We start from the raw sequence: 23,015 nt of genomic DNA on the forward strand, positions 1-23,015 counted from the left end.
TGTCGGGACTAACTTAGGATGCATCTATAACACAATTACAACAGGAGCATAACTCGTCAAATTTAGGTGTTCATCTGTAACACCAGCCAATAGTGGATCACGCCGACGATGTAATGCTGCTGTTGGGGCGTGAGTGCAACCCCAGCCGGAATGCTGTGCCACTTGGCCAGACAGCCCCGACAGCAGGTGGCCGTGGCGTGCTGGGCGATAAACACCGGATGACCGCGCATGGGGGTCTGCTTACCGTCGTTCGCGGGGTGTGCAGGCGCAAGGCGCTTTTCGACAAAATCAGCGGCATGCTGGTCAATGGTGTCGGGGCCTTTGTCCCAGCAGTACCGGCGTTCCTTCTCCCCTAAGCGAAAGCGCGAACGAAACGTCGATCGCGCCAGGCGGGAAAAGAGAGGATCCAAATCGGACATCAGTATACGGACCGCCCCAGACGCTGGGTCAGTTTCTCCAGAACCGCCACGCCGGCGAGTGAATTTCCCGTTTCATCCAGCTCCGGGCTCCAGACCGCAATCGCCATTTCATGCGGCACAATCGCCACGACCCCGCCGCCGACGCCCGATTTCGCCGGTAAGCCGACGCGCCAGGCAAACTCCCCGGCGTTTTGATACATCCCGCTGGTTGCCATCAGCGCGTTAACCTGGCGGGCCTGTAGCGGTGATACCACTTCCTGATCGAGATGCGGCGCGTGCCCCTGGTGAGCCAGGAACAGGAACGTTTGAGCCAGCTCAACGCAGCTCATTTTCAGGGCGCAGTAATGGAAGTAGTTTTGCAGCACGGTCGCCACGTCGTTATGGAAGTTGCCGAAGGATTTCATCAGCCACGCGATGGCCGCGTTACGGGCGGAGTGTTCAAACTCCGAGCGTGCCACCAGCGGGTCGTAGGCAATATCGTCAACGCCAGAAAGCTGGCGAACAATTTCAAGCATGCGCTGGCGCGGCGCGCTGAGGCGGCTTTGCAGCATATCGCAGACCACCAGCGCCCCGGCGTTGATAAAGGGGTTTCGCGGCTTGCCCTGTTCGATTTCGAGCTGGAGCAGTGAGTTAAAAGGCTGGCCGGAAGGATCTTTGCCCACGCGCTGCCAGATCTCGTCTTCTTCATACTGGCGCATCGCCGCAACCAGACTCAGCACCTTAGATATGGACTGAATCGAAAAACGTTCTGCCGCATCGCCAGCCTGGAACCGCTGTCCGTCGATGGTACAGATAGCAATACCCAGCTTATTCCCGCTGACCGAGGCAAGGGCCGGAATATAGTCGGCAACCTTCCCCTTTCCCAATAACGGACGTACCTGTGCCAGAATCTCGTCCAGCATCTCATTATGGATGACCGCAGCCACACTTTGCTCCTTGCCCTCAGGCTAAAACGGGCTGCGAGTATAACAGAGGCTTATGTATTGCGTCAGGCGCTAAGACGAAAACGCGAAACGGCCTGCAATAAAAGATCGGATTGCTTTTGCAGACGCTCCGAGGCCTCCGAGGCGTCAGAGACCAGCCTGTCCGTCTGGCGTGAGACCTGATTAAGCGCCTGAAGCTGACGCGTCATCTGATGAATACTCTCCCCCTGGCTGAGCGTGGCGGTGGAGATCTCATTCAGCAAACTGCTTAAATTGCCCACCAGAGCGGTGACCTGCTGCAAATTATCCTCCATCAGGTTAACGGCGCGGGAGCCGTCCTCAATGCCCTGCAGGGAGCGGTTGATCAGCGCCTGGATGGTCTGCGTCGAGTGGCTGCTCTTTCTGGCCAACAGTCCGACCTCCCGGGCGACGACGGCAAAGCCGCGCCCGTGATTTCCGGCATGGGCAGCCTCAATGGCGGCGTTCAGCGCCAGGATGTTAGTCTGAAACGCGACGCTGTCGATCATTGCCACGATCCCGCGCATCTCTGCGGATCGGTCGACGATCGCCTGCATCGAAGCATTCACGGTAGACATCATCTGGTCGCCGCCCGCGGCAGCCTGACGCGCTTCATCCGCCCGCGAGCTGGCGAGCCGGGCATAGCCGGTATTTCCTTCCACATGGGTTTCCAGCGCCGCGATATGCGTCGTTACGTCCTCAAGCTCTTTCGCCTGGCGCGCCGACTGCTGATACAGCTTCTGGTTACCCTGCGCGAGGGCGCCAATGTTCTCCACCATGGTGGCGGTCGCATGGCTGACCTGCGTTACAAGCTGCTGCAGGCCGTGCTGCATGGTGGCAATACTGTCGCTAAGCTGCCCGACTTCCCGGTTGAAGCGCATGACGTCCGGCGGTGTGGCGGAGAGATCCCCTGCCGCCAGCTGGTTAATATGCGCAATGAGCCGGCGCAGCGGCGTAATCACCCACCGGGACATGCCAAACCAGACGGCAGCGGCGATGGCCAGCAGGAGCACCGGCGCAAACAGAAACAGCGTTTGCAGGCCGGTGAGCTGCGCCATCAGGCTCTGACGCCCCTGCATGGCCTGCTTCTCGCTTGCCTGCTGATAGCGCGCATAATTATCGTTAAAATCAGTCTGAAAAGCCTGGGACGGTACGGCAAAAAAAGCGTCGATGGTGTGGGTTTTGATCAGCCCTTGCGCCTGCTCCTCGATCGCGCCGTAGAAAAGCTGATAGCTGTTCACCAGGGCATCGTCTTTCGGCGGGTTCAGCGCCAGCCAGGCCTTCCACGCCTGCTGAGAAACCGCCAGCGCCTTTTGCGCGTCATCCATCAGGCTGTGCCAGCTTCCGTCCGAGCCGGTCTCTTTATCCTGCATAAACCAGACGCCGGCGCGGTTAAGCAGGTCGCTTGCGGCCAGCAGAGAGACGCGGGCCAGATCCAGCTTGCTCTGCTGCTGCCAGGCCAGCAGATTGCGCTGCTCGTTACGCTGGGCTTCGTTCAGTGAGGCGTTAAGCAGGAATGACGAGGAGAGCTGCAGCGCGGAGAAAAGGCCAATGATACAAAAAATACCCGCCAGCAGGCCAAAACGACGAGGGGTGAGACGCTGCGCAATACGGCGAAAAATTTGCGTTAGGTTCATGATTTTCTTCATTAACAATGCGTTAGACGCGTGGGAGTCTACGAAATGAAAATGACAGAACCATTGCAGAGAAATGACAACGGCCCTCGTGATGAGGGCCGAATAAATTACACCCGATCCTTCCACACCGTCTGCACGTTGCAGAACTCGTGCAGGCCAAAGTGGGAAAGCTCGCGGCCAAAGCCGCTTTTCTTGACGCCACCGAAGGCCACGCGCGCGTCGCTGGCGCTATAGCCGTTGATAAACACGCCGCCGCACTCCAGCTCGCGCGAGAATTTATCCGCCAGCGCTGCGTCAGCGGTAAAGACGGTGGCTGACAGGCCAAAGTCGCTGTCGTTGGCGAGCGTCAGGGCGTGCTCCGCGTCTTTGGCGACCGTAATGGCCGCGACCGGGCCAAACAGCTCCTGGCGGAAGGCGGTCATCTCAGGCGTCACGTTCCCGAGCACGGTCGGGGCGTAATAATTGCCCTCACCGCTGATTTTCTCCCCGCCCAGCAGCAGGGTTGCCCCTTCTGCCAGCGTGGCCTGCACCTGCTGATGCAGTTCATCCCGCAGGTCGTAACGCGCCATCGGGCCAATAAAGTGCTCTTCCCGATCCGGTGCGCCCAGCTTCAGCGCAGAAACGGCCTCGACAAAACGTCGGGTAAAGATCTCGGCGATACCCTTTTCGACGATAAAACGCTTCGCCGCGGCGCACACCTGCCCGGTATTCTGGTAGCGCCCCGCCACCGCCGCCTTCACGGCAAGATCGAGGTCGGCATCGTTAAGAACGATAAAGGGATCGGAACCCCCCAGCTCAAGCACGCATTTTTTCAGCGCAGCCCCGGCTTGCGCGCCAATCGCCGCGCCGGCACGCACGCTGCCGGTGACGGTCACCGCCGCAATACGCCGATCGTTAATCGCCTGGCTGACGCCGTCATTGGTGGCATTCACCCAGCCGAAAACGCCCGCAGGAATACCGGCGTCAGCCGCTATCTGCGCAATCAGTTTGGCCGAGCCGAGCACGTTTGGCGCGTGTTTGAGCAGATAGCTGTTTCCCGCCAGCAGGATGGGCACCGCGCCGCGCAGCACCTGCCAGAGCGGGAAGTTCCACGGCATCACCGCGAGAATCGGCCCCAGGGGGCGGTATTCAATGATCGCGCTATGGTTTTCCACCAGCGTCGGTTCCGCACGCAGCATCGCCGGGCCGTGCTCGGCATACCAGTCGCACAGCGCGGCGGATTTTGCCACTTCCGCCCGCGCCTGCAGGATGGGTTTTCCCATTTCACGGGAGATCGTCTGGGCCATCTCTTCAGCGCGGTTTCGCAGCGCGGCGCCGAGATCGCGCAGCTTCTGCGCCCGGTGGGAAACGCTTTCGCGACGCCACTGGCGATACCCCGCGTCGGACTGAGAAATGGCGCGCTCAACCTCTTCCGGGGTCGCCCACGGATACGCGGCGAGGGTTTCACCCGTTGCCGGGTTAACAGAGAGGGCATGTGTAGCAGATGAATAAGTCATGTTGTTCTCCACGTATTTCGGTTGATTGATTGTGGTCCACTCTGCTATTTCTTAAAAATGAATAATATTAACCACCTTATTCACGAAACGAGAATGCTATGGACTTAACCCAGCTTGAAATGTTTAACGCCGTCGCGCAGACGGGCAGCATCACCCAGGCGGCGCAAAAGGTGCATCGCGTGCCGTCCAACCTGACGACCCGCATCCGCCAGCTGGAAGCTGACCTGGGCGTTGAGCTGTTTATTCGTGAGAACCAGCGTTTGCGTTTATCCCCCGCCGGACATAACTTCCTGCGCTACAGCAGGCAGATCCTGGCGCTGGTGGATGAGGCGCGCATGGTCGTGGCGGGCGATGAGCCGCAGGGGTTATTTGCCCTCGGCGCGCTGGAGAGTACCGCCGCGGTGCGCATTCCTGAAACGCTGGCGCTGTTTAACCAGCGCTACCCGCGCATTCAGTTTGCCCTTTCTACCGGGCCATCCGGGACGATGATTGACGGCGTGCTGGAGGGAACCTTAAGCGCCGCCTTTGTTGACGGGCCGCTGTCGCACCCGGAGCTGGAGGGTATGCCGGTCTACCGGGAAGAGATGATGCTGGTCACGCCTGCCGGGCAGGCGGAAGTCTCACGCGCCGCAGAGGTCAGCGGCAGCGACGTTTACGCCTTTCGCGCGAACTGCTCGTACCGTCGACACCTGGAAAGCTGGTTTCATGCGGACAGAGCCGCGCCCGGCCGCATTCATGAGATGGAGTCCTATCACGGCATGCTCGCCTGCGTTATTGCGGGTGCGGGCATCGCGCTGATGCCGCGCTCGATGCTGGAAAGCATGCCGGGACACCATCAGGTTGAAGCCTGGCCGCTGGCGGAAAACTGGCGCTGGCTCACCACCTGGCTGGTGTGGCGGCGCGGGGCGATGACCCGTCAGCTGGAAGCCTTTATAGCGCTGCTAAACGAACGTCTACAACCAGCGCCTTCTCCATAAACAGGCTGAGCGGATCGTCAACGTACGGGGCAAACGCCGGGCGCATTTCGTATCCGCACTGCTCGTAAAGTCGAACCGCGGCGCGCTGTTTGATGCCCGTCTCCAGCCGTACCGTATGGCAATGACGGCTCAGGGCCTCATCTTCAAGAGCGGCCAGCAGCGTCTCGCCGAGATGTTGCCCCCGATGCGCCGGGTCAATGTAGACCCGCTTCATCTCTCCCGTTCCGTCGCCGTTGAGCACGATGGCCCCGCAGCCGACCGCCTGAAGCTGCTGGTCGCGAATGACCATCAGGATAAGTGAGGCTTCCGGCAACGCAGCCAGGTCGAGCAGATGATTGCTTTCGGCGGGATAGAGTTCGCTCTGGTAGCGGTCGAGCGCCGCGATCAGGGTGAGAATGTCCGGATGACGTGCAGATGCAGAGGAAATGGAATACATGGCAGGCTCCTTGCTATTTTGTTTTTAACATAGCGCAGGCCTGCCGGGGTGCTTCATAGTATTAACTTATGTCATGACGCCAGCGTCAGCGGGATATCCAGCGCCCGAAGCTGCGCCTGCGTCGTTTCATCCAGCCTGCCGTCGGTGACGATATCCGTGAGGGTATTAAGATGCGCTACGTTAAACAGCGACCAGGCACCGTACTTAGAGCTGTCCGCCAGCAGCACGCGACGTTTTGCATTGGCAAGTAAATCACGCTTCAGCGCGGCCTTCTCTTCCGTTGGCGACGTGATGCCGCGGGTGATATCCCAACCGTTGCAGCTGACAAAAGCCACGTCCGGCCACACGTTTTGCAGCAGGCGACGCCCGTGTTCACCAATGCAGGACTGGCTCGAATCATCGATACGCCCGCCGATAATCGTCACTTCAATCTGGCGGAACTCCGAGAGAAACAGCGCGATGTGCAGGTCGCTGGTGATTACGCGAAGCGGCAGATGCGTCAGCTGACGCGCGAGTTCAATCATCGTGGTACCGGCATCAAGCACAATGGCGTCACCTGCCTTAACAAAGCTCGCGGCCGCGCTGGCGATGGCATGTTTTTCCGCCAGGCTGCGCTGCATTTTTTCATGCGTCGTGGGCTGGGAAGGAATAAACCGGTTGAGGGTGACCCCGCCATGGGTACGGCTGATCACCCCTTCCTGATCGAGCTTGATCAAATCCCGGCGAATCGTCGCCGGCGAGGCATCGGTAATCGCCACCAGCTGATCCACCGTCACCAGATTGTGCCCTTTCAGGTAATCCATTATCTGCTCTAACCGGTTATATCCCTTCATATCATTCCCGTGTGATTTGCATAGCCAACTGAATAGACACCGTCATGCTCTCAGACTTGGCTTTCCCGGTCCATGCAATATCGAACGCGGTTCCGTGGTCTGCAGAGGTACGGATAAACGGCAAGCCGGCGGTGATATTTACCCCGTCGTAAAAGCCGAGCAATTTTAGCGGAATATGCCCCTGATCGTGATACATCGCAACGACCATGTCATACATTCCTTCGTGGCATTGCATAAATACCGTATCCGGCGGACACGGTCCGGTGACGTTTAACCCCTGCGCTTTCATCGCCGCAACGGCCGGGCCGACAATCTTGATCTCTTCATCACCAAACAGGCCGTTCTCCCCCGCATGCGGGTTAACGCCGGCAACCGCGATGCGGGGATGCTCGAACCCGACGCGCTTCAGGAAGCTATCCGCAATGCCAATCACGGTTTTTACCCGATCCTGATTGAGCGTATCAAGGAATTTGCGCAGCGCGATGTGGGTGGTGATGTGAATCACCTTCAGCTTATCGGTATACAGCACCATGGCGTAATCTTTGCTGTTGGTCAGGTGCGCCAACAGTTCGGTATGCCCCGGATAAAGGTGACCGGCAAGGTGCAGTGCCTCTTTGTTCAGGGGCGCCGTTGCTATCGCTTTCACCTCGCCCGCCATCGCCAGCTCGGTGGCGCGCTTCACGCAGCGATAGGCCAGGTCCCCTGCCGCAGCCTGCACGACGCCCGGCTGCAGCGCATCGGGTTCTGCAAGCGGTTCGTCAAGCACGTTGATCACGCCGGGAGCAAACCGCGCGTCGCTCACCGCGTCGATGATCCGCATATCCGCCTGCCCGGCAATCCCTTTCTCCAGCACCCGCTGCAGCGTTCTGGCACAGCCCACCACCACCACGGGCGCCCCTGACAGCTCGCCCCCGATGAGGGATTTAATAATGATTTCCGGGCCAATGCCGGCCGGGTCACCCATGGTTACAGCGATGATTTTAGTCACTCAGTCTCTCCTCGATAAAATGCAAAACCTCAAGCAGCGTCTCTTCCTTTCCGAAGCCCCCTGCTTTGGTCATTACCGGCCGCTGCCAGCTACAGCCCACAAATTGTCCGACCGGTACGCATCGTGCGATGCACCCGGTGATTTCAAACCCGCGGGCATCCAGTGCCCTGGCGACGGCCATCGCCACATCGCCACCGGAGACGTAAAGCGCGTCCGGCTCGTGCACCGCAAGCACCTGTCGGGTCAGCTCGCCTAAAAACGTACAGATTTTTTCGCCCAGACCCGCGCGGGTGACGTGATGCTGCAGGCAGAGCTGCTCCACCTGATGACGAGCCTCGTGGCCCGCGCAGGTATGCACGATGCAGTGATGGCCAGCCTGGAGCACCTGCGCAATCTGTGTGAGATACCCGTCCGCGTCGCCGCGCAGCGCGTCATTCACATCGATGAGTACCGACGAGACGCCCCTCTTACCCTTAGCCCGCGTAATTTGTCGTTGCGCGATCTCACTCATCGAGCCCACCACGGCCAGCAGCTGTTTGCGTCGGGCCGGGGCCAGATGGCGGGCCAGCGCATCGCACAGCCCGGCCGAGCCCACCAGCAGCGGGGTCTGCGCGCAGCCCAGCGCGGCGGCGATAATGGCGTCCAGCTCCTCGTCGGTTTGCGCATCAACGATCAACCACTCCGTTCCCTGCGCCAGTTCGGCTGTCAGCGTCTCCACGGTCACGTTTTTAACGCTCACGCCGCTAAACAGGTCAGCAATGGCGGCAGACGGAACGGGCGTTTTGGGATCGCTGGCAAATTCGGTTTCATTCACCGGAATGCCGTTTACCAGACACCTGCCGTGCCGCGTGATGCGCCCTGCCGCGGGGTACGCCGGGGCCACGATCGCCTGGCGCTTGCCGCTTAATGCCTTCAGGGCCTGCGATTCAACCCCCGCGTTGCCGCGCAGCGTGGAATCCATCTTTTTGATGAGCCAGCGGGCATTCGCGATGTCCGCCCCGAGCGCGGCCACCTTTTCCGCCGCCTGCGATGCCCGCAGCGCCCGGGAATCGGTATTGACGATCAGCGCATCGGCCGCCTGGGTAAAGGGCGTATGAAACGCCACGCTGACTTTTTTGCCGCACAGCGCCAGGCTGACGCCGGCGTCGTTAGCGCCGGTAAAGTCATCTGCGACCACCACGACCTCTCTGTACAGATTGTTCACTTTCATCCCCACTCCGGGTTCGCCTTTCCTGTTAATGATTATATTCAATCATGATTGATTATATGTGAGCAAGATCAAGTTAATCAGTTTGCGAATAAATTATAAATTTAGCCACACGATGACCATGAAGCGTCTTGTTTGAGCGAAATCAATCATGGGCACAGAGACAGGAGAAAAGCGTGGTAACTATTAACAGCACCATAATTAGCGGCGCGAACGCCATCGCCGCCATCAGGCCGTTACTGACTGACAAAGCGCAGCTCTTGCTGGTGACGGACGGCAATATTGCGCGTCTGGAGGCGGCAAAGCAGATCCGCGCGATCCTCGAAGAGGACAACCGCCGCGTCACGATTATCGATACGGTGCCGCCTGAACCCTCACACCATGACGTGAGCCAGCTGCTTGCCGGGTTAACGGGAACGTTTGGGCTGGTCGTCGGGCTTGGCGGGGGTAGCGTCCTGGATGTGGCCAAGCTGCTTTCCGTGCTCTGCCACCCGCAGTCACCGGGGCTGGACAGCCTGCTGGCGGGCACAAAACCCGTGGAGCGCATCTCCTCGCTGCTGATCCCGGCCACTGCCGGAACCGGATCGGAAGCCACGCCGAACGCCATTCTGGCCATCCCGGAGCAAAACACGAAGGTGGGCATTATCTCCCCCGTCCTGCTGCCCGACTACGTCGCCCTGCTGCCGGAGCTGACGACCAGCATGCCCGCGCACATTGCCTCATCCACCGGGATTGATGCCCTGTGCCATCTGATCGAGTGTTTCACCTCTACGGTCGCCAACCCGGTCAGCGATAACGCCGCGCTGATGGGCCTGTCTAAGCTGCTCAACAATATTGAAACGGCCTGCGCCGAACCGGGCAATCTGCTGGCGAAGCTGGAGATGCTGTGGGCGTCTTACTACGGCGGGGTCGCCATTGCGCATGCCGGCACGCATCTGGTTCACGCCCTTTCCTATCCGCTCGGCGGCAAATATCACCTGCCGCACGGCGTCGCCAACGCCATTCTTCTGGCGCCCTGCATGCGAGCGGTTCGTCCCCACTGCGTGACGAAATTTGCGCAGGTCTGGGATTTGGTGCCCGGCGCGTTGACGTCGCTGTCAGACGAAGAGAAATCCCACGCGCTGGTGGATTACTTTGCCGCGCTGGTGCGCAGGCTCAGCCTGCCGGACAACCTGGAGACGCTGGGTGTCCCGCGCGAGGACATCGCCGCACTGAGCGATGCGGCCCTTAACGTTAAGCGGCTAATGAACAACGCCCCTTGCCAGGTCAACCATGACGAAGTGCAGGCAATTTACCGGACGCTGTTTCCCCAACATTAATATCGAAGGAGTGAGAAATGCGTAACACAATCAGGGGCGTACTGACGGCCATCGTGACCCCCTTTGACGCGGAAGGCGCGCTGAATCTGTCGGGCCTTAAACGACAGATCGAACGTCAGCTCAGCGCGGGCAATGGCATCTTCTGCGGCGGCACCAACGGCGAGTTTTTCGTGCTGAACGAAGAGGAAAAAATCGCCGTCACCCGTACCTGTGTCGAAACGGTGGCCGGGCGCGCCCCGGTCGTGGCGCACATTGGGGAGATCTCGACCCGCGACACCATCCGTCTGGGGAAACAGATCGCCGCCCTGGGCGTCGATGCCGTGTCCGTCATTACCCCTTACTTCGTGCCGCTAAAGCAGGCTGAACTTGTGGCGCACTACACCGCGATTGCCGACGCGCTGGCCGTGCCGGTGTTTCTGTACAACATACCGGCGCGGACCGGCAACACCCTGGAGCCCGCCACCGCACGCGCCCTGGCCGAACATCCCAACATCATCGGTATCAAGGACAGCGCCGGAAGCTACGAGAGCCTGCGCGGATTCCTCAATGCGGTAAGCGACATTGACGGGTTCGACGTGCTCAACGGTCCGGACTCGCTGATCCACCAGGGCTTCGTCGACGGCTGTTCAGCCTGCATTTCCGGGCTGGCGAACGTGGCGCCGGCGGCCATCAACGCCATCTGGTCACGCTTTAACGCGGGCGATATCGAAGGCTCCCGCCTGGCGCAGGAGAGCGTTACGCAACTGCGCACCGATCTGTACAGCGTGGCGTTTTCGCCTGCCGCCGTCAAAAAAGCGCTGCAGCTCATGGGAGAAGAGGTCGGCGAAAGCCGCTATGCCGTGGCGTTTAACGATAAACAGCTCGCAGAGATACGCCGAATAGTGACAACGTCACGCATTTAACCGGCGTTGGTTTCGTCCATAAGAATACCGGGTGCCTGAGGTGCCCAGGATTCACTCGCCCTGAAGAGAGGCAAAGATGAATAATTTTACCGCTGAAGATACCCTGATCATTGTGGGCATAGTTATTGCCTACATCCTGTTCACCACCTGGCTGACCTTTCGGATCCGCAGTAAAAACTCCGGCGACTTTATGGAAGGCTCCCGCGCGATGCCGGCGTTTATCGTCGGGATCCTGCTGATGTCCGAGTATATCGGCGCTAAATCCACCATCGGTACCGCGCAGGCGGCGTTTGAAGACGGGTTTGCCGCGTCATGGTCCGTTATCGGGGCCGCGATTGGCTTCCCGCTCTTTGGCCTGTTGCTGGTGAAGCGCATCTACAACACCGGGAAAATCACCATCTCGGGTGCGATTGCTGAAAAATACGGTAACAGCACCAAAAACATTATCTCCATCATCATGATCTACGCCCTGCTGCTGGTTAACGTGGGGAACTACGTCAGCGGCGCGGCGGCCATTTCCACGATACTGAAAGTCAACCTCCCGGTGGCCGCCTTTATTACGGCCATTGTCAGCACCTTCTATTTCGCCTTTGGCGGCATGAAGGGCGTGGCCTGGGTTACGGTGCTGCACAGCGCGCTGAAATACTTCGGTATCCTCGCCATCATGGGCTTTGCGCTGTCGAAAACCGGCGGTTTTACGCCGATGATTGAAAACATGCCGGACTTCTACTGGACCTGGGATGGCAACATCGGCGCGTCGACCATTTTCGCGTGGCTGATTGGCACCATCGGCTCCATCTTCTGTACCCAGTTTGTCATTCAGGCGATTTCCTCCACCAAAGACGTGAAATCAGCCAAACGCTCTACCTGGGTTGCCTTCTTCTTCTGCCTGCCGATCGCGCTGGCCATCGCGGTGATTGGCGTGGCGGCAAAATACCTGCACCCTGAGATCGATAGCCTCTATGCGATGCCGATTTTCCTGCAGGATATGAACCCGTGGCTGGCCGGCCTGGTGACCACATCTCTGGTGGCGTCCATCTTCGTCAGCGTCAGTACCGTTGCGCTGGCCATCGCCTCCCTGGTGGTCAAAGACTTTTACGTGCCGATGCGCAACCCGACGCCCGAGCAGGAGTTTAAGGCCACCCGCTGGATCTCCCTGCTGATTGGCTTCCTGCCGCTGATTTTTGTGCTGCTGGTGCCTGAAGTGCTGAAGCTCTCGTTCTTTACCCGCGCCATTCGCCTGTCGATTTCCGTGGTGGCCGTCATCGCGTTTTACGCCCCGTTCTTCCGCAGCACCCGCGGGGCCAATGCGGGCCTGATTGGCGCCTGCGTCGTGACCTCGGTCTGGTATCTGCTGGGCGATCCTTTCGGCATCAACAATATGTATATCGCCCTGATAACCCCAGCCGTCATCATGGCGATCGACCGTCTCATTCCGGGAAAAGCGCAGGGTAAAGCGCCAACCCCCGCTCAAAATAATGGAGTCTGATATGTCTGTAACCGTAACCCGCGACGGGATTCTTCGCCCGCAACAGGACGCTCACGTGAAGGCCGCCATGCTGCCTTCCTCTTGCCCACAAAACCACGCGGCGAACCTGCTGCCGCTGCCGGACGGCTCGCTGATGTGCGTCTGGTTTGGCGGTACCCAGGAAGGCATTGCGGATATCTCCGTATGGGGGTCACGCCTGGCGCCGGGCAGCCAGCAGTGGAGCGATGCGGTAAAACTGTCGGACGATGCCACGCGTTCCGAACAAAACCCGGTTCTGTTCCTGGCCCCGGACAACGTGCTGTGGCTGCTGTGGACCGCGCAGGTTTCCGGGAATCAGGACACGGCCATCGTGCGCTATCGCCAGTCCCGGGATCTGGGTAAAACCTGGGGAGATATCGCGACCCTGCTCGATAAACCGGGCACGTTTATCCGCCAGCCGATTGTCGTGCTGGACAACGGCAGCTGGCTGCTGCCGGTGTTTTACTGCCGCACGCGGCCGGGTGAGAAATGGGTCGGCAATGACGACATCAGCGCGGTAAAAATCTCCGAAGACGGTGGCAAAACGTGGCGCGACGTCGAGGTGCCGGACAGCCTGGGCTGCGTGCATATGAACATCACTCCGCTTCTCAACGGCACGCTGGTCGCCCTGTTCCGCAGCCGCTGGGCGGACAATATTTATTACAGCCAATCAACCGATAACGGTGAAAGCTGGTCCGTACCGGAGCCCACGGAGCTACCCAATAACAACTCGTCTATCCAGGTGACCACGCTTGCGAGCGGTGAGCTGGCGCTGGTGTTTAACCCCATGAGCGCCGCCGGCGCGCGGGAACGTCGGGCCTCACTATACGATGAAATCGACGATGGCGACGGACGCAAAGAGCCGGTTGTCACCCACGGTCGGGCTGCCTTCTGGGGTGCACCGCGCGCGCCGATGACCGTCGCCATTTCGCCGGACGGTGGTCAAAGCTGGCCGTGGCAACGTCATCTGGACGAGGGGGATGGCTACTGCATGACCAACAACTCTCTGGAAAAGCTTAACCGCGAATTCTCCTATCCCAGCATCAAGCAGGGTCCTGAAGGGGATCTGCATATCGCGTATACGTACTTCCGTCAGGCCATCAAATACGTGCGGGTGACGCCAGAATGGGTCAAGGAGTCAGTATGATTATCGGACATCTCAACGCCCTGCCGCTGGCAGGGCTCCCGCCGGCGCTGTTCGCCCTGCTTTCGCGCCCAGACTGCACGCTTGAGGCGCTCAGCGAACGCAATGACGGGCGCTGGCAGCCAGACGATGCGCCATGGTTTTGTCACGTCGGCCCGGCGAAAACCCAGCCGCGCGCCGAGCGGCACACGGAGTATCATCATCAGTGGGCGGATATCCAAATCGTGTTAGCCGGTGAAGAATACATATACGCTGGCGCGCTTCCCGCAGGCAGGCCGGGTGACGAAGAGCGTAAGCCGGATCTCTTTATTGCTTCGTCCGCCGGGCACAGCGTCAGGATCTGCCTGGCCGCGGGCGACTTTGCAGTGTTTTGTCCCGGTGAACCTCACCAGGCGCTGTGCGCCGCAGAGGCACCGATGACCGTGCGCAAAGCGGTGTTTAAAATTCCGCGCGCGATGCTGGAGGTATGACATGCGCCACGCCGTCGTTACCGGAGCCAGCTCCGGAATTGGGGAGGCCATCGTTAAGCGTTTGCTGGCGGAGGACTGGCAGGTCACCGGGCTGAGCCGACGGGCCGTGATGCCGGATACCCCCGGCTTCACCTGCCTTCAGGTTGATATCACCGACCCGGACGCCCTGAGCAGCGCCCTGCACACCATCGCTACGCCCCGGGCGGTGATCCATGCCGCCGGGATGATGGCCGCCGCGCCGCTGGGCCAGCTGGAAAGCCGCGTTAGCGCGTCCCTGTGGCAGCTCCACGTCATGGCCTGTGAGGCGTTGTTTAACCATTTTGCCCCCGCAATGGCCCCGGGAGGACGGCTGGTGGCGATAGGCAGCAGAACCTCCCGCGGGGCAGCAGGACGATCGCAGTACGTTGCCACCAAGGCGGCGATGGTGGGGATGGTCAGAAGCTGGGCGGCGGAGCTGGCTCCGCGCGGGATCACCGCTAACGTGGTCGCGCCGGGCGCCACCCAAACGCCGATGCTTAGCGCGCCCGGGCGGGAAACCTCACCCCCCAAATGTCCGCCAATCGGGCGTTTAATCTCGCCAGAGGAGGTGGCGGGACTGGTGAGTTTCTTGCTTAGCGACGACGCCGCCGCTATCACCGGCCAGGAGATGGTGATATGCGGCGGCGCCTCACTCGGCTAGCGCAGGAAGATGCGCCCTTTCAGATACAGGGTCGCCTGGCCACCAATCAGCACGCGGTCGCCCTTCAGCTCGCAGCGCAGGTCCCCGCCACGGTACGATACCTGGCGGGCGTTCAGAGACGTTTTACCCAGCTTTTCGCTCCAGTACGGGATCAGCATGCTGTGGGCAGACCCGGTGACCGGATCTTCCGGTACCCCTTCCCCCGGGCAGAAGAAGCGGCTGACGAAGTCATACTCCTCTCCCGGCGCCGTCACGCAGACCATTTTATCCAGCGGAAGCATCGCCCCAATATCCGGCGTTAACGCTTCCACCTGCTGCTGGCTCTCCAGCACCACCATGTAATCGCGTCCGACGCGCACCTCTTTCGCCTCTGGGATGCCCAGCGCGCTAAGCAGCACTTCGGGTGGGTTTTCCACGACTTCTGTCGTCCACGCGGGGAAGTTCAGCGTCAGCCAGTCGCCGCTGCGTTTGACGGTCAACTCGCCGACAAAGCGCGTGGTGAAGGTGATTTCGGTATGCGGATAATCAAGGTATTCAAAAATGACGTGTGATGCGGCAAGCGTGGCATGACCGCAGAGGTTAATTTCATCCAGCGTGGTGAACCAGCGCAGCTCAAACCCACCGTCGGTGCGCACGAAAAAGGCGGTTTCAGACTGGTTATGCTGCTGCGCCATTTTGAGCAGCGTCTCGTCAGGCAGCCACTCTTCCAGAGGACATACCGCTGCGGCGTTGCCGCCGAAGGTTTTGTCGCTGAAGGCATCCACCAGATAAAAATCAATTTCCTGCATTGTCTCTTCCTCTCTTGTTATGGCTATTTAGCGCAGAAAAACTGTGCCTTTCAGATAAAGTGTGGCCTGTCCGCCCATCAGCACGCGCGAGCCTTTCAGTTCGCAGCGTATATCGCCGCCTCGCGCTGAAACCTGGCGGGCAAACAGCGTCGTTTTACCCAGCTTCTCGCTCCAGTAGGGGATCAGCATCGTGTGCGCGGAGCCGGTAACCGGGTCTTCCGGCACGGAGACGCCCGGGGAGAAAAAGCGGCTGACAAAATCGTATTCCCCCTCACCGCGCGCCGTAACGCTCACCTTATGCTCGCCAGGCGTCATTGCCGAAAAGCGCGGCGCGAGGGCTTCAACCTGCTGGCGATTGTCCAGAACAATCAGCCAGGCGCGCCCTTTCCGGGCCTCAACGTAGCGGCTGATGCCCAGCGCCGAGAGCATCTCCGGCGGGGGCGTCTCTTCCTGGGTTGGGCATGCCGGGAAGTCCAGCGTCATCCACTCCCCCTCCCGGCTGACCGTCAGGCGACCAGACGCGGTATCGAAGTGGATCCGCGAATCGGGGTAGTCCAGCTCGCTAAACAGGACATGCGCCGCCGCGAGCGTAGCGTGGCCGCAGAGGTTGACTTCGGTAAGCGTGGTAAACCAGCGTAGCTCAATGCCGCCTTTGCTGCAGACGAAAAAGGCCGTCTCTGACTGATTATGCTGCTGCGCCAGTTTCAGCAAGGTCTCGTCGGGTAACCATTCCTTGAGCGGGCAAACGGCGGCCGGATTGCCGCCAAACGAGGTCTCGCTGAACGCATCGACCAGATAAAAATCAATCTCCTGCATTGTCTTACCGCCTGTTTTTATTGTGTTGTTCTTCTATATTCAATGAAAACCGTATTCCCGGCTACCGCTTTCATAAGGTAAATATTGGGATCTGCATCACATAATGGTTGAGTTTTCGCCGTTCAACGTTTTAAGATCGTCTCCTCTTCTTTTCAGCAACGAATCTCCGACATCCCTATGACAACGAACACAGTTTCCCGCAGGGTTGCGTGGCTACGCGTGGTCACGCTGGCCATTGCCGCGTTTATCTTTAACACCACAGAATTTGTTCCGGTTGGGCTGTTGTCTGACATCGCTGAAAGTTTCCAGATGGAAACGGCTCAGGTGGGCATTATGTTAACCATCTACGCCTGGGTGGTGGCGCTGATGTCCTTGCCGTTTATGCTGCTGACCAGCCAGATAGAGCGGCGCAGGCTGCTGATCGGGCTGTTCGTGCTGTTCATCGCCAGCCATGTTTTGTCGTTTATGGCGTGGAATTTTACGGTGCTGGTCATTAGCCGAATCGGCATTGCCTTTGCCCATGCGGTGTTCTGGTCGATCACCGCGTCGCTGGCTATTCGCCTGGCGCCGGCGGGTAAGCGCGCTCAGGCGCTGAGCCTGCTGGCCACCGGTACCGCGCTGGCGATGGTGCTAGGTCTGCCGATTGGCCGCATCGTGGGGCAATACTTCGGCTGGCGTACCACCTTCTTTGCCATCGGCATGGGCGCGCTGATTACGCTGGTCTGCCTGATAAAACTGCTGCCCGCGCTGCCCAGCGAGCATTCTGGCTCGCTGAAAAGCCTGCCGCTGCTGATGCGCCGCCCCGCGCTGCTGAGCATCTACCTACTGACCGCCATCGTGGTGACGGCCCATTACACGGCGTACAGCTACATTGAACCGTTTGTGCAGGTTGTGGCGGGCTTTAGCGCCAGCTTTGCCACCGTTTTACTGTTGATCCTCGGCGGTGCGGGCATCATCGGCAGCGTGCTGTTCGGAAAGCTCGGCAACCGCCATGCCTCCACGCTTGTGAGCAGCGCCATCGGCCTGCTGCTGGCCTGCCTGCTGCTGCTGATGCCCGCCGCGGGCAGCGAGAGCCATCTGGCGATCCTCAGCCTGTTCTGGGGCGTGGCGATCATGGTGATTGGCCTGGGCATGCAGGTGAAAGTGCTGGCTCTGGCGCCGGATGCGACGGACGTGGCGATGTCGCTCTTTTCCGGCATTTTCAATCTGGGCATTGGCGCGGGGGCGCTGGTGGGAAATCAGGTCAGCCTGCACGTCTCAATGTCGGCGATTGGCTACCTGGGCGCCATTCCGGCGCTGGTGGCGCTTGTCTGGTCAGTGCTCATCTTCCGTAAATGGCCGGTGGCGCTGGAGGAACAGGGGCAGCACGGGTGAGGGTTGTTTGTGACGGGTGGCGCAACGCCACCCGGCAATGACTTAATGGTAGGTCTTAATAATTTCCAGCACGCCGTTAATAATAAACTGCACGCCCATACAGACCAGTAAGAAGCCCATCAGACGGGAAATCGCCTCGATACCGCCCTTGCCTACCCAGCGCATGATGGCGCCGGAGCTGCGCAGCGACGCCCACACGATAACCCCGATAATCGCAAAAATCAGCGGCGGCGCAACCGTCAGCACCCAGTCCGGGAAGGTCGCGCTGTCGCGCACCGTCGACGCGGAGCTGATGATCATCGCGATGGTACCCGGCCCCGCCGTGCTCGGCATGGCAATCGGCACAAAGGCGATATTCGCACTCGGTTCGGTTTCCAGCTCTTCGGATTTACTGGCCGCCTCCGGCGACTCATGAGCCTTTTGCGCCGGGAACAGCATGCGGAAACCGATAAAGGCCACGATCAGCCCCCCGGCGATACGCAGGCCAGGGATGGAGATCCCGAAGGTATTCATTACCACCTGGCCGGCGTAATAGGCCACCATCATGATGGCAAACACGTACACCGAGGCCATCAACGACTGATGGTTCCGCTCGGCGCTGTTCATATTCCCTGCCAGCCCGAGGAAGAGCGCCACCGTCGTTAACGGGTTAGCCAACGGCAGCAAGACCACCAGCCCAAGGCTGATTGCTTTAATTAAATCCAACATAGTGCGTTGTTGTCCTTATCCATATTTAACTCAGCAATTATAGGGGGAAAGTGTGTCATTCAGCCACGGGCGCAACGTAAGGATTATTTTCCTTGGGAAAAGATAACTGACAGTTATCTATATGATTTGAAAGACCTCAAAAAAAGTTCATGAAACGTTTTAGCAATTCGTGGCATCGGCCGACTCATTCAGTTGACTTATACTTGCCTGAGCAATAATATCTGCCGTGACTAACTACTTGCCAGGGCAACCATTGTGAAAAGCACCAGTGATATCTTTAACGACGTTGTTCCGCTGGGTCGTCTTATTCATATGGTAAACCAGAAAAAAGATCGCCTGCTCAACGACTATCTGTCACCGCTGGATATCACCGCAACACAGTTCAAAGTGCTGTGTTCCATTCGCTGCGAAGTGTGTATCACACCGGTTGAGCTGAAAAAGGTGCTCTCTGTCGATCTGGGTGCGTTGACCCGCATGCTCGATCGTCTCGTCTGCAAAGGATGGGTAGAACGAAGCCCTAACCCCAATGACAAACGCGGCGTACTGGTGAAGCTGACCAGCGATGGCGCGGCCATGTGCGAGCAATGTCATCAATTAGTAGGACAAACACTGCATCAGGAACTAACAAAAAACTTAACGGCAGATGAAGTGGCAACCCTTGAGCTCTTGCTGAAGAAAATACTGCCGTAAACAGAAAAAGAGGTATGACGATGTCCAGACGCAATACTGACGCTATCACCATTCATAGCATTTTGGACTGGATCGAAGATAACCTGGAATCGCCGCTCTCCCTTGAAAAAGTGTCTGAGCGTTCAGGTTACTCCAAATGGCACCTGCAACGGATGTTCAAAAAAGAGACCGGCCATTCATTAGGACAATACATTCGCAGCCGCAAGCTGACGGAAATTGCCCAGAAACTGAAAGAAAGCAATGAGCCGATCCTTTATCTGGCGGAGCGTTACGGATTTGAATCACAGCAAACCCTGACGCGTACGTTCAAGAACTATTTTGACGTGCCGCCTCATAAGTACCGAATTACCAGCGTGCCGGGCGAATCCCGATACCTGTATCCGTTAAAACACTGTAGTTAATCATCGCCTGTAACAGACGTAACCGAGGAAATCATGAAAGTTACCGCCTCCGCCGCCCTCGCCTTGCTGGTGCTGTTCTCCAGCCAGACCTTCGCGGAGCAAACCCCTCGTGCAACGCAGCAAAATAATCCTGATACGATGATTTTGCCGTCAGCACATGACCAGACGCCTTATGATTTCAACCATATGGGTGCTGGTAGCGACAAATCCGACGAATTAGGCGTGCCTTATTATAATCAGCACGGCCTCTGATTCGTTTTTGCCCCGCTGACGCGGGGCTTTTTTTATGCCTTTCTTACCCGCGTCGCCCGACGCACGCGCAGGCCAAAGATATTAATGTACAACCCGGCCATGATCAGCACAGCGCCCAGCAGCTGCAGCGCGCTCAGCGTTTCATCCAGTAACAGTGCCGCACTGGCAAGCCCCACCACCGGAACCAGAAGGGATAACGGCGCGACGCGCCAGGTTTCATAGCGGCCCAGCAGCGACCCCCAGATCCCGTAGCCCACGATGGTGGCGACAAAGGCCAGATAGACCAGCGAAAGGATGGTGGTCAGATCGATCTCGACCAGGCTGTTGAGCATGACCTGCGGGCCATCCAGAATCCACGCCGCAACCATAAACGGTAAGACGGGGATCAGGGCGCTCCACACTACCAGCGACATCACCTGCGGGCGCGCCTCGTGCTGCATAATCAGCTTGTTGAAAATGTTACCGCAGGCCCAGCTCAGCCCCGCCGCCAGCGTCAGCATAAAGCCCAGCAGCGCCACGTGTTGTCCATTCAGGCTGGCCTCTATCAGCACCAGGACGCCAAACACCGCCAGCGTAATTCCCGCCAGCTGTTTACCCTGCAGGCGTTCGCCAAACACAAACGCGCCGAGAATAATGGTAAAGAATGCCTGCGCCTGCAAGACCAGCGAGGCGAGACCGGCCGGCATACCAAACTTAATCGCGCAGAAGAGAAAAGCGAACTGGCCAAAGCTGATGGTCAAGCCGTAGCCCAGCAGCAGTTTTAAGGAAATTTTGGGACGGGCGACGAAGAAGATGGCTGGGAACGCAACCAGCATAAAACGCAAACCGGCCAGCATGAGCGGAGGCATGTTGTGCAGCCCCAGCTTGATGACCACAAAATTGAGTCCCCATACTACGACCACCAGCAACGCCAGCAGCCCGTCTTTACGCGTCATACCCTGCCCCTGAATTATTAATAATTTGTTAACACTTCAAGGTAACAGAAAAAAGTACGCCAGGAGAAGATCATTAATTCTGGCAGTCAGGCGAAGCACTTACGGATAAATTGGGCGCTATACAAGCCCCTTATGTCGTGATACTCCTTTTAGAACACAACATAAAAAAGCATAAGCATTTGTCGGGCAGGAATATGAAACCATCTCTCAGGCGCTCAACCGCGGCGCTGCTGGCATCGTCATTGTTATTAACCATCGGTCGGGGGGCAACGCTGCCGTTTATGACCATTTATCTCACGCGCGTCTACAGCATGAGCGTCGAGAATATCGGTTATGCCCTGACGATTGCGTTGACCATTGGCGTGGTATTCAGCCTGGGGTTTGGCATTCTGGCCGACAAATTCGATAAAAAACGCTACATGCTGATCGCCATCGTGGCCTTTATCGCTGGATTTGTGGCGATCCCGCTGGTGGGGAACGTCACGCTGGTGGTGCTGTTCTTTGCGCTGATCAACTGCGCCTATTCCGTCTTTTCGACGGTGCTCAAAGCCTGGTTCTCCGACGTGCTGACCTCCAGCGAAAAAGCGCGCGTTTTTTCGCTGAACTACAGCTTCCTGAATATTGGCTGGACGATCGGACCGCCGATTGGCACCCTGCTGGTGATGTACAGCCTGCAGCTGCCGTTCTGGCTGGCGGCCTTCTGCGCCGCCCTGCCGCTGGGGTTTATCCATTTCTTTGTGCAAAAAAGCGTGGCGTTGGATACCGCCGAGGAGAAGATGCCCTGGCAGCCGTCGGTATTGCTGAAGGACCGCGCGCTGTTCTGGTACACGCTCTCTGGCCTGCTCGCGTCATACGTCGGCGGCTCGTTCGCCACCTGCATTTCGCAGTATGTCCTGGCCGCGCATGCGGACAGTAATTTCGCCGAAAAGGTGGTCGCCGTGGTGCTGCCCGTTAACGCCGCCGTGGTGGTGACGCTGCAGTATGCGCTGGGCCGCAAAATCTCAGCCCGCAATATTCGCCCGCTGATGACCGCAGCCACCCTGTTCTTCATCGTGGGGCTGGCCGGCTTTATGCTCTCCGGTGAAAACCTGGTTTACTGGGGCATCGCTGCCGCCATCTTTACGCTGGGCGAGATTATCTATGCACCGGGTGAATACATGCTGATCGACAACATCGCCCCGCCGGGGATGAAAGCCAGCTACTTCTCCGCCCAGGCGCTGGGCTGGCTCGGTGCGGCGGCAAACCCGATGATTACCGGTATTATCCTGACCAACCTGCCGCACTGGTCGCTGTTCGTGATTATGATGGCCGCCATTGTGGTCGCATGGCTGATGATTTTACGCGGGATGAGCGTGAAGGCGTGGTGCGAAACGCCCAACGTGGCGTAGCGCCTGTAGGCCGGGTAAGGCGTAGCCGCCCCCCCGGCAACAGCAACAGCCTAGTGGTGCAGCATCTCCTCCACCACCTGCTCCTTATACATCTCGTTCGGATAATAGGTCGGCCAGTTATCCATCTCCTTCAGCAGCGCCTCGTGGGAGGTGTTGCCCATAAAGATGTGGAAATGCGAAGAGGCCTTCGGCGCGATGGTGTGGTCGCTGAACTGAACAAACTTCGGTGCCTTGCTGCCGGCATCCTTACACTCAAACAGATAGCGAACGCCCTTTTTCCCCGATGCGTAGGTCAAAATTTTGTAGCCGCTGTAATCATAGCGACAGCTGCTGACCGCGTTGCCTTTATGGAATTCCATCACGTTGTTTTCGATGCCGATGGCATCCACATCCGTCGCATACCCCGTTCGGTAGTACGCTTTGACCTGGTCGAAGGATTTGCTTTTATCCTTCCGGGCCTTTTGTTTAAAGACCGGATCCAGCGAGCCGTCGAGCAGGAAGGGATAGACGGACTGCCAGGTGCCGTCCCAGTCCGACAGCTGTCTGTCCTTAACGTCTTTGTCCTCAAAGACGCCATTCGCCGCCTTTTGTTCCGCTTCGCTCATCGCGTGTCCGTGTGAATGGGCAAACAGCTGGCCGCTGACCAGCATCGCCCCCAGAGTCATGGCAAATTTCCCAATATGTGCAGCCAAAATAACGCCCTCATTC

At 58.7% G+C, this 23,015-nt stretch carries 25 protein-coding genes; 12 read left to right on the forward strand and 13 right to left on the reverse strand.

Annotated elements, in window-relative coordinates:
- Window positions 1-62: 62 nt before the first annotated feature.
- The 4 genes from M2433_RS02665 to sad form a co-directional block, all read right to left on the reverse strand.
- Complete coding sequence (locus tag M2433_RS02665) at window positions 63-419, reverse strand: DUF4186 domain-containing protein (protein ID WP_429052676.1); 357 nt, start codon at window positions 417-419, stop codon at window positions 63-65.
- Complete coding sequence (glsB, locus tag M2433_RS02670) at window positions 419-1,345, reverse strand: glutaminase B (protein WP_059310101.1); 927 nt, start codon at window positions 1,343-1,345, stop codon at window positions 419-421. The genes M2433_RS02665 and glsB overlap by 1 nt, the downstream gene beginning before the upstream one ends.
- A 62-nt stretch (window positions 1,346-1,407) precedes the next feature.
- The gene (locus M2433_RS02675) at window positions 1,408-2,997 is read right to left on the reverse strand and encodes a methyl-accepting chemotaxis protein (RefSeq protein ID WP_429052678.1); all 1,590 of its coding nucleotides are present in this window, start codon (window positions 2,995-2,997) and stop codon (window positions 1,408-1,410) included.
- Window positions 2,998-3,104: 107 nt separating this feature from the next.
- Window positions 3,105-4,493: a succinate-semialdehyde dehydrogenase gene (gene sad / locus M2433_RS02680; protein WP_429052680.1), complete on the reverse strand. Its 1,389-nt coding sequence runs from the start codon at window positions 4,491-4,493 to the stop codon at window positions 3,105-3,107.
- Between the two features lie 98 nt (window positions 4,494-4,591).
- Here sad and ptrR point away from each other — a divergent pair, with 98 nt between their 5' ends.
- Window positions 4,592-5,470, forward strand: a complete 879-nt coding sequence (ptrR, locus tag M2433_RS02685) for a putrescine utilization regulator PtrR (protein ID WP_047348523.1) — start codon at window positions 4,592-4,594, stop codon at window positions 5,468-5,470.
- Here ptrR and M2433_RS02690 read toward each other — a convergent pair.
- The 4 genes from M2433_RS02690 to dtnK form a co-directional block, all read right to left on the reverse strand.
- The gene (locus M2433_RS02690; RefSeq protein WP_063428187.1) at window positions 5,424-5,906 is read right to left on the reverse strand and encodes a GNAT family N-acetyltransferase; all 483 of its coding nucleotides are present in this window, start codon (window positions 5,904-5,906) and stop codon (window positions 5,424-5,426) included. The two genes, ptrR and M2433_RS02690, sit on opposite strands and share 47 nt — an antisense overlap.
- Window positions 5,907-5,977: 71 nt before the next feature.
- The gene (locus M2433_RS02695; protein WP_028017416.1) at window positions 5,978-6,739 is read right to left on the reverse strand and encodes a DeoR/GlpR family DNA-binding transcription regulator; all 762 of its coding nucleotides are present in this window, start codon (window positions 6,737-6,739) and stop codon (window positions 5,978-5,980) included.
- A 1-nt stretch (window position 6,740) separates the two neighbouring features.
- Complete coding sequence (locus M2433_RS02700) at window positions 6,741-7,727, reverse strand: D-threonate 4-phosphate dehydrogenase (protein WP_429052682.1); 987 nt, start codon at window positions 7,725-7,727, stop codon at window positions 6,741-6,743.
- Complete coding sequence (dtnK, locus tag M2433_RS02705; RefSeq protein ID WP_429052683.1) at window positions 7,720-8,937, reverse strand: D-threonate kinase; 1,218 nt, start codon at window positions 8,935-8,937, stop codon at window positions 7,720-7,722. The genes M2433_RS02700 and dtnK overlap by 8 nt, the downstream gene beginning before the upstream one ends.
- Window positions 8,938-9,110: 173 nt before the next feature.
- Here dtnK and M2433_RS02710 point away from each other — a divergent pair, with 173 nt between their 5' ends.
- The 6 genes from M2433_RS02710 to M2433_RS02735 all read left to right on the forward strand — a co-directional run bounded on the left by M2433_RS02710 (window position 9,111) and on the right by M2433_RS02735 (window position 14,955).
- Window positions 9,111-10,253, forward strand: a complete 1,143-nt coding sequence (locus M2433_RS02710; protein ID WP_429052685.1) for an iron-containing alcohol dehydrogenase — start codon at window positions 9,111-9,113, stop codon at window positions 10,251-10,253.
- 17 nt (window positions 10,254-10,270) lie between these two features.
- Window positions 10,271-11,155 carry a dihydrodipicolinate synthase family protein gene (locus tag M2433_RS02715; RefSeq protein ID WP_429052686.1) on the forward strand — a complete coding sequence of 295 codons (885 nt, stop codon included), beginning with the start codon at window positions 10,271-10,273 and terminating at the stop codon, window positions 11,153-11,155.
- A 76-nt stretch (window positions 11,156-11,231) separates the two neighbouring features.
- Window positions 11,232-12,644, forward strand: a complete 1,413-nt coding sequence (locus tag M2433_RS02720) for a sodium:solute symporter family protein (protein ID WP_429052687.1) — start codon at window positions 11,232-11,234, stop codon at window positions 12,642-12,644.
- A gap of 1 nt (window position 12,645) precedes the next feature.
- Complete coding sequence (locus M2433_RS02725) at window positions 12,646-13,809, forward strand: sialidase family protein (RefSeq protein WP_429052689.1); 1,164 nt, start codon at window positions 12,646-12,648, stop codon at window positions 13,807-13,809.
- Window positions 13,806-14,276 (forward strand): YhcH/YjgK/YiaL family protein, encoded by a 471-nt coding sequence (locus tag M2433_RS02730; RefSeq protein WP_429052691.1) that lies wholly within the window; start codon window positions 13,806-13,808, stop codon window positions 14,274-14,276. The genes M2433_RS02725 and M2433_RS02730 overlap by 4 nt, the downstream gene beginning before the upstream one ends.
- 1 nt (window position 14,277) lies before the next feature.
- Window positions 14,278-14,955, forward strand: a complete 678-nt coding sequence (locus M2433_RS02735; RefSeq protein ID WP_063428175.1) for an SDR family NAD(P)-dependent oxidoreductase — start codon at window positions 14,278-14,280, stop codon at window positions 14,953-14,955.
- Here M2433_RS02735 and M2433_RS02740 read toward each other — a convergent pair.
- Window positions 14,952-15,743, reverse strand: a complete 792-nt coding sequence (locus tag M2433_RS02740; RefSeq protein WP_429052693.1) for a PhzF family phenazine biosynthesis protein — start codon at window positions 15,741-15,743, stop codon at window positions 14,952-14,954. The genes M2433_RS02735 and M2433_RS02740 overlap by 4 nt on opposite strands.
- Window positions 15,744-15,770: 27 nt before the next feature.
- A complete protein-coding gene (locus tag M2433_RS02745) occupies window positions 15,771-16,559 on the reverse strand; it encodes a PhzF family phenazine biosynthesis protein (RefSeq protein ID WP_429052695.1) in 789 nt (262 codons plus the stop codon).
- 177 nt (window positions 16,560-16,736) lie between these two features.
- On the opposite strand from M2433_RS02745, the gene M2433_RS02750 reads away from it, so the two are divergent.
- Complete coding sequence (locus M2433_RS02750; RefSeq protein ID WP_047348536.1) at window positions 16,737-17,933, forward strand: sugar transporter; 1,197 nt, start codon at window positions 16,737-16,739, stop codon at window positions 17,931-17,933.
- 42 nt (window positions 17,934-17,975) lie between these two features.
- Here the strand turns inward: M2433_RS02750 and M2433_RS02755 are convergent, their stop codons facing one another.
- Entirely contained in the window at window positions 17,976-18,641 is a 666-nt protein-coding gene (locus tag M2433_RS02755) for a MarC family NAAT transporter (RefSeq protein ID WP_047348537.1), read from the reverse strand.
- A gap of 255 nt (window positions 18,642-18,896) precedes the next feature.
- On the opposite strand from M2433_RS02755, the gene marR reads away from it, so the two are divergent.
- From marR to marB, 3 genes are read left to right on the forward strand one after another with little or no spacing between them, the layout of a single operon-like run.
- Window positions 18,897-19,331 carry a multiple antibiotic resistance transcriptional regulator MarR gene (gene marR / locus M2433_RS02760; RefSeq protein WP_025756418.1) on the forward strand — a complete coding sequence of 145 codons (435 nt, stop codon included), beginning with the start codon at window positions 18,897-18,899 and terminating at the stop codon, window positions 19,329-19,331.
- A 20-nt stretch (window positions 19,332-19,351) separates the two neighbouring features.
- Window positions 19,352-19,732: an MDR efflux pump AcrAB transcriptional activator MarA gene (marA, locus tag M2433_RS02765; RefSeq protein WP_008502237.1), complete on the forward strand. Its 381-nt coding sequence runs from the start codon at window positions 19,352-19,354 to the stop codon at window positions 19,730-19,732.
- A 33-nt stretch (window positions 19,733-19,765) separates the two neighbouring features.
- Window positions 19,766-19,984 carry a multiple antibiotic resistance protein MarB gene (gene marB, locus M2433_RS02770; protein WP_047348538.1) on the forward strand — a complete coding sequence of 73 codons (219 nt, stop codon included), beginning with the start codon at window positions 19,766-19,768 and terminating at the stop codon, window positions 19,982-19,984.
- A gap of 32 nt (window positions 19,985-20,016) precedes the next feature.
- Here the strand turns inward: marB and eamA are convergent, their stop codons facing one another.
- Window positions 20,017-20,919, reverse strand: a complete 903-nt coding sequence (gene eamA, locus M2433_RS02775) for an O-acetylserine/cysteine exporter (protein ID WP_429052697.1) — start codon at window positions 20,917-20,919, stop codon at window positions 20,017-20,019.
- A gap of 194 nt (window positions 20,920-21,113) precedes the next feature.
- Between eamA and ydeE the strand changes: the two genes are divergently transcribed.
- The gene (gene ydeE, locus M2433_RS02780) at window positions 21,114-22,307 is read left to right on the forward strand and encodes an efflux MFS transporter YdeE (RefSeq protein WP_059310116.1); all 1,194 of its coding nucleotides are present in this window, start codon (window positions 21,114-21,116) and stop codon (window positions 22,305-22,307) included.
- Between the two features lie 50 nt (window positions 22,308-22,357).
- Here ydeE and zinT read toward each other — a convergent pair whose 3' ends face one another.
- Window positions 22,358-22,999: a metal-binding protein ZinT gene (gene zinT, locus M2433_RS02785; protein WP_429052699.1), complete on the reverse strand. Its 642-nt coding sequence runs from the start codon at window positions 22,997-22,999 to the stop codon at window positions 22,358-22,360.
- Between the last annotated feature and the right edge of the window lie 16 nt (window positions 23,000-23,015).

It is taken from the genome of Enterobacter sp. AC1, from assembly GCF_050434705.1.
GTDB classification, from domain to species: domain Bacteria; phylum Pseudomonadota; class Gammaproteobacteria; order Enterobacterales; family Enterobacteriaceae; genus Enterobacter; species Enterobacter cloacae_L.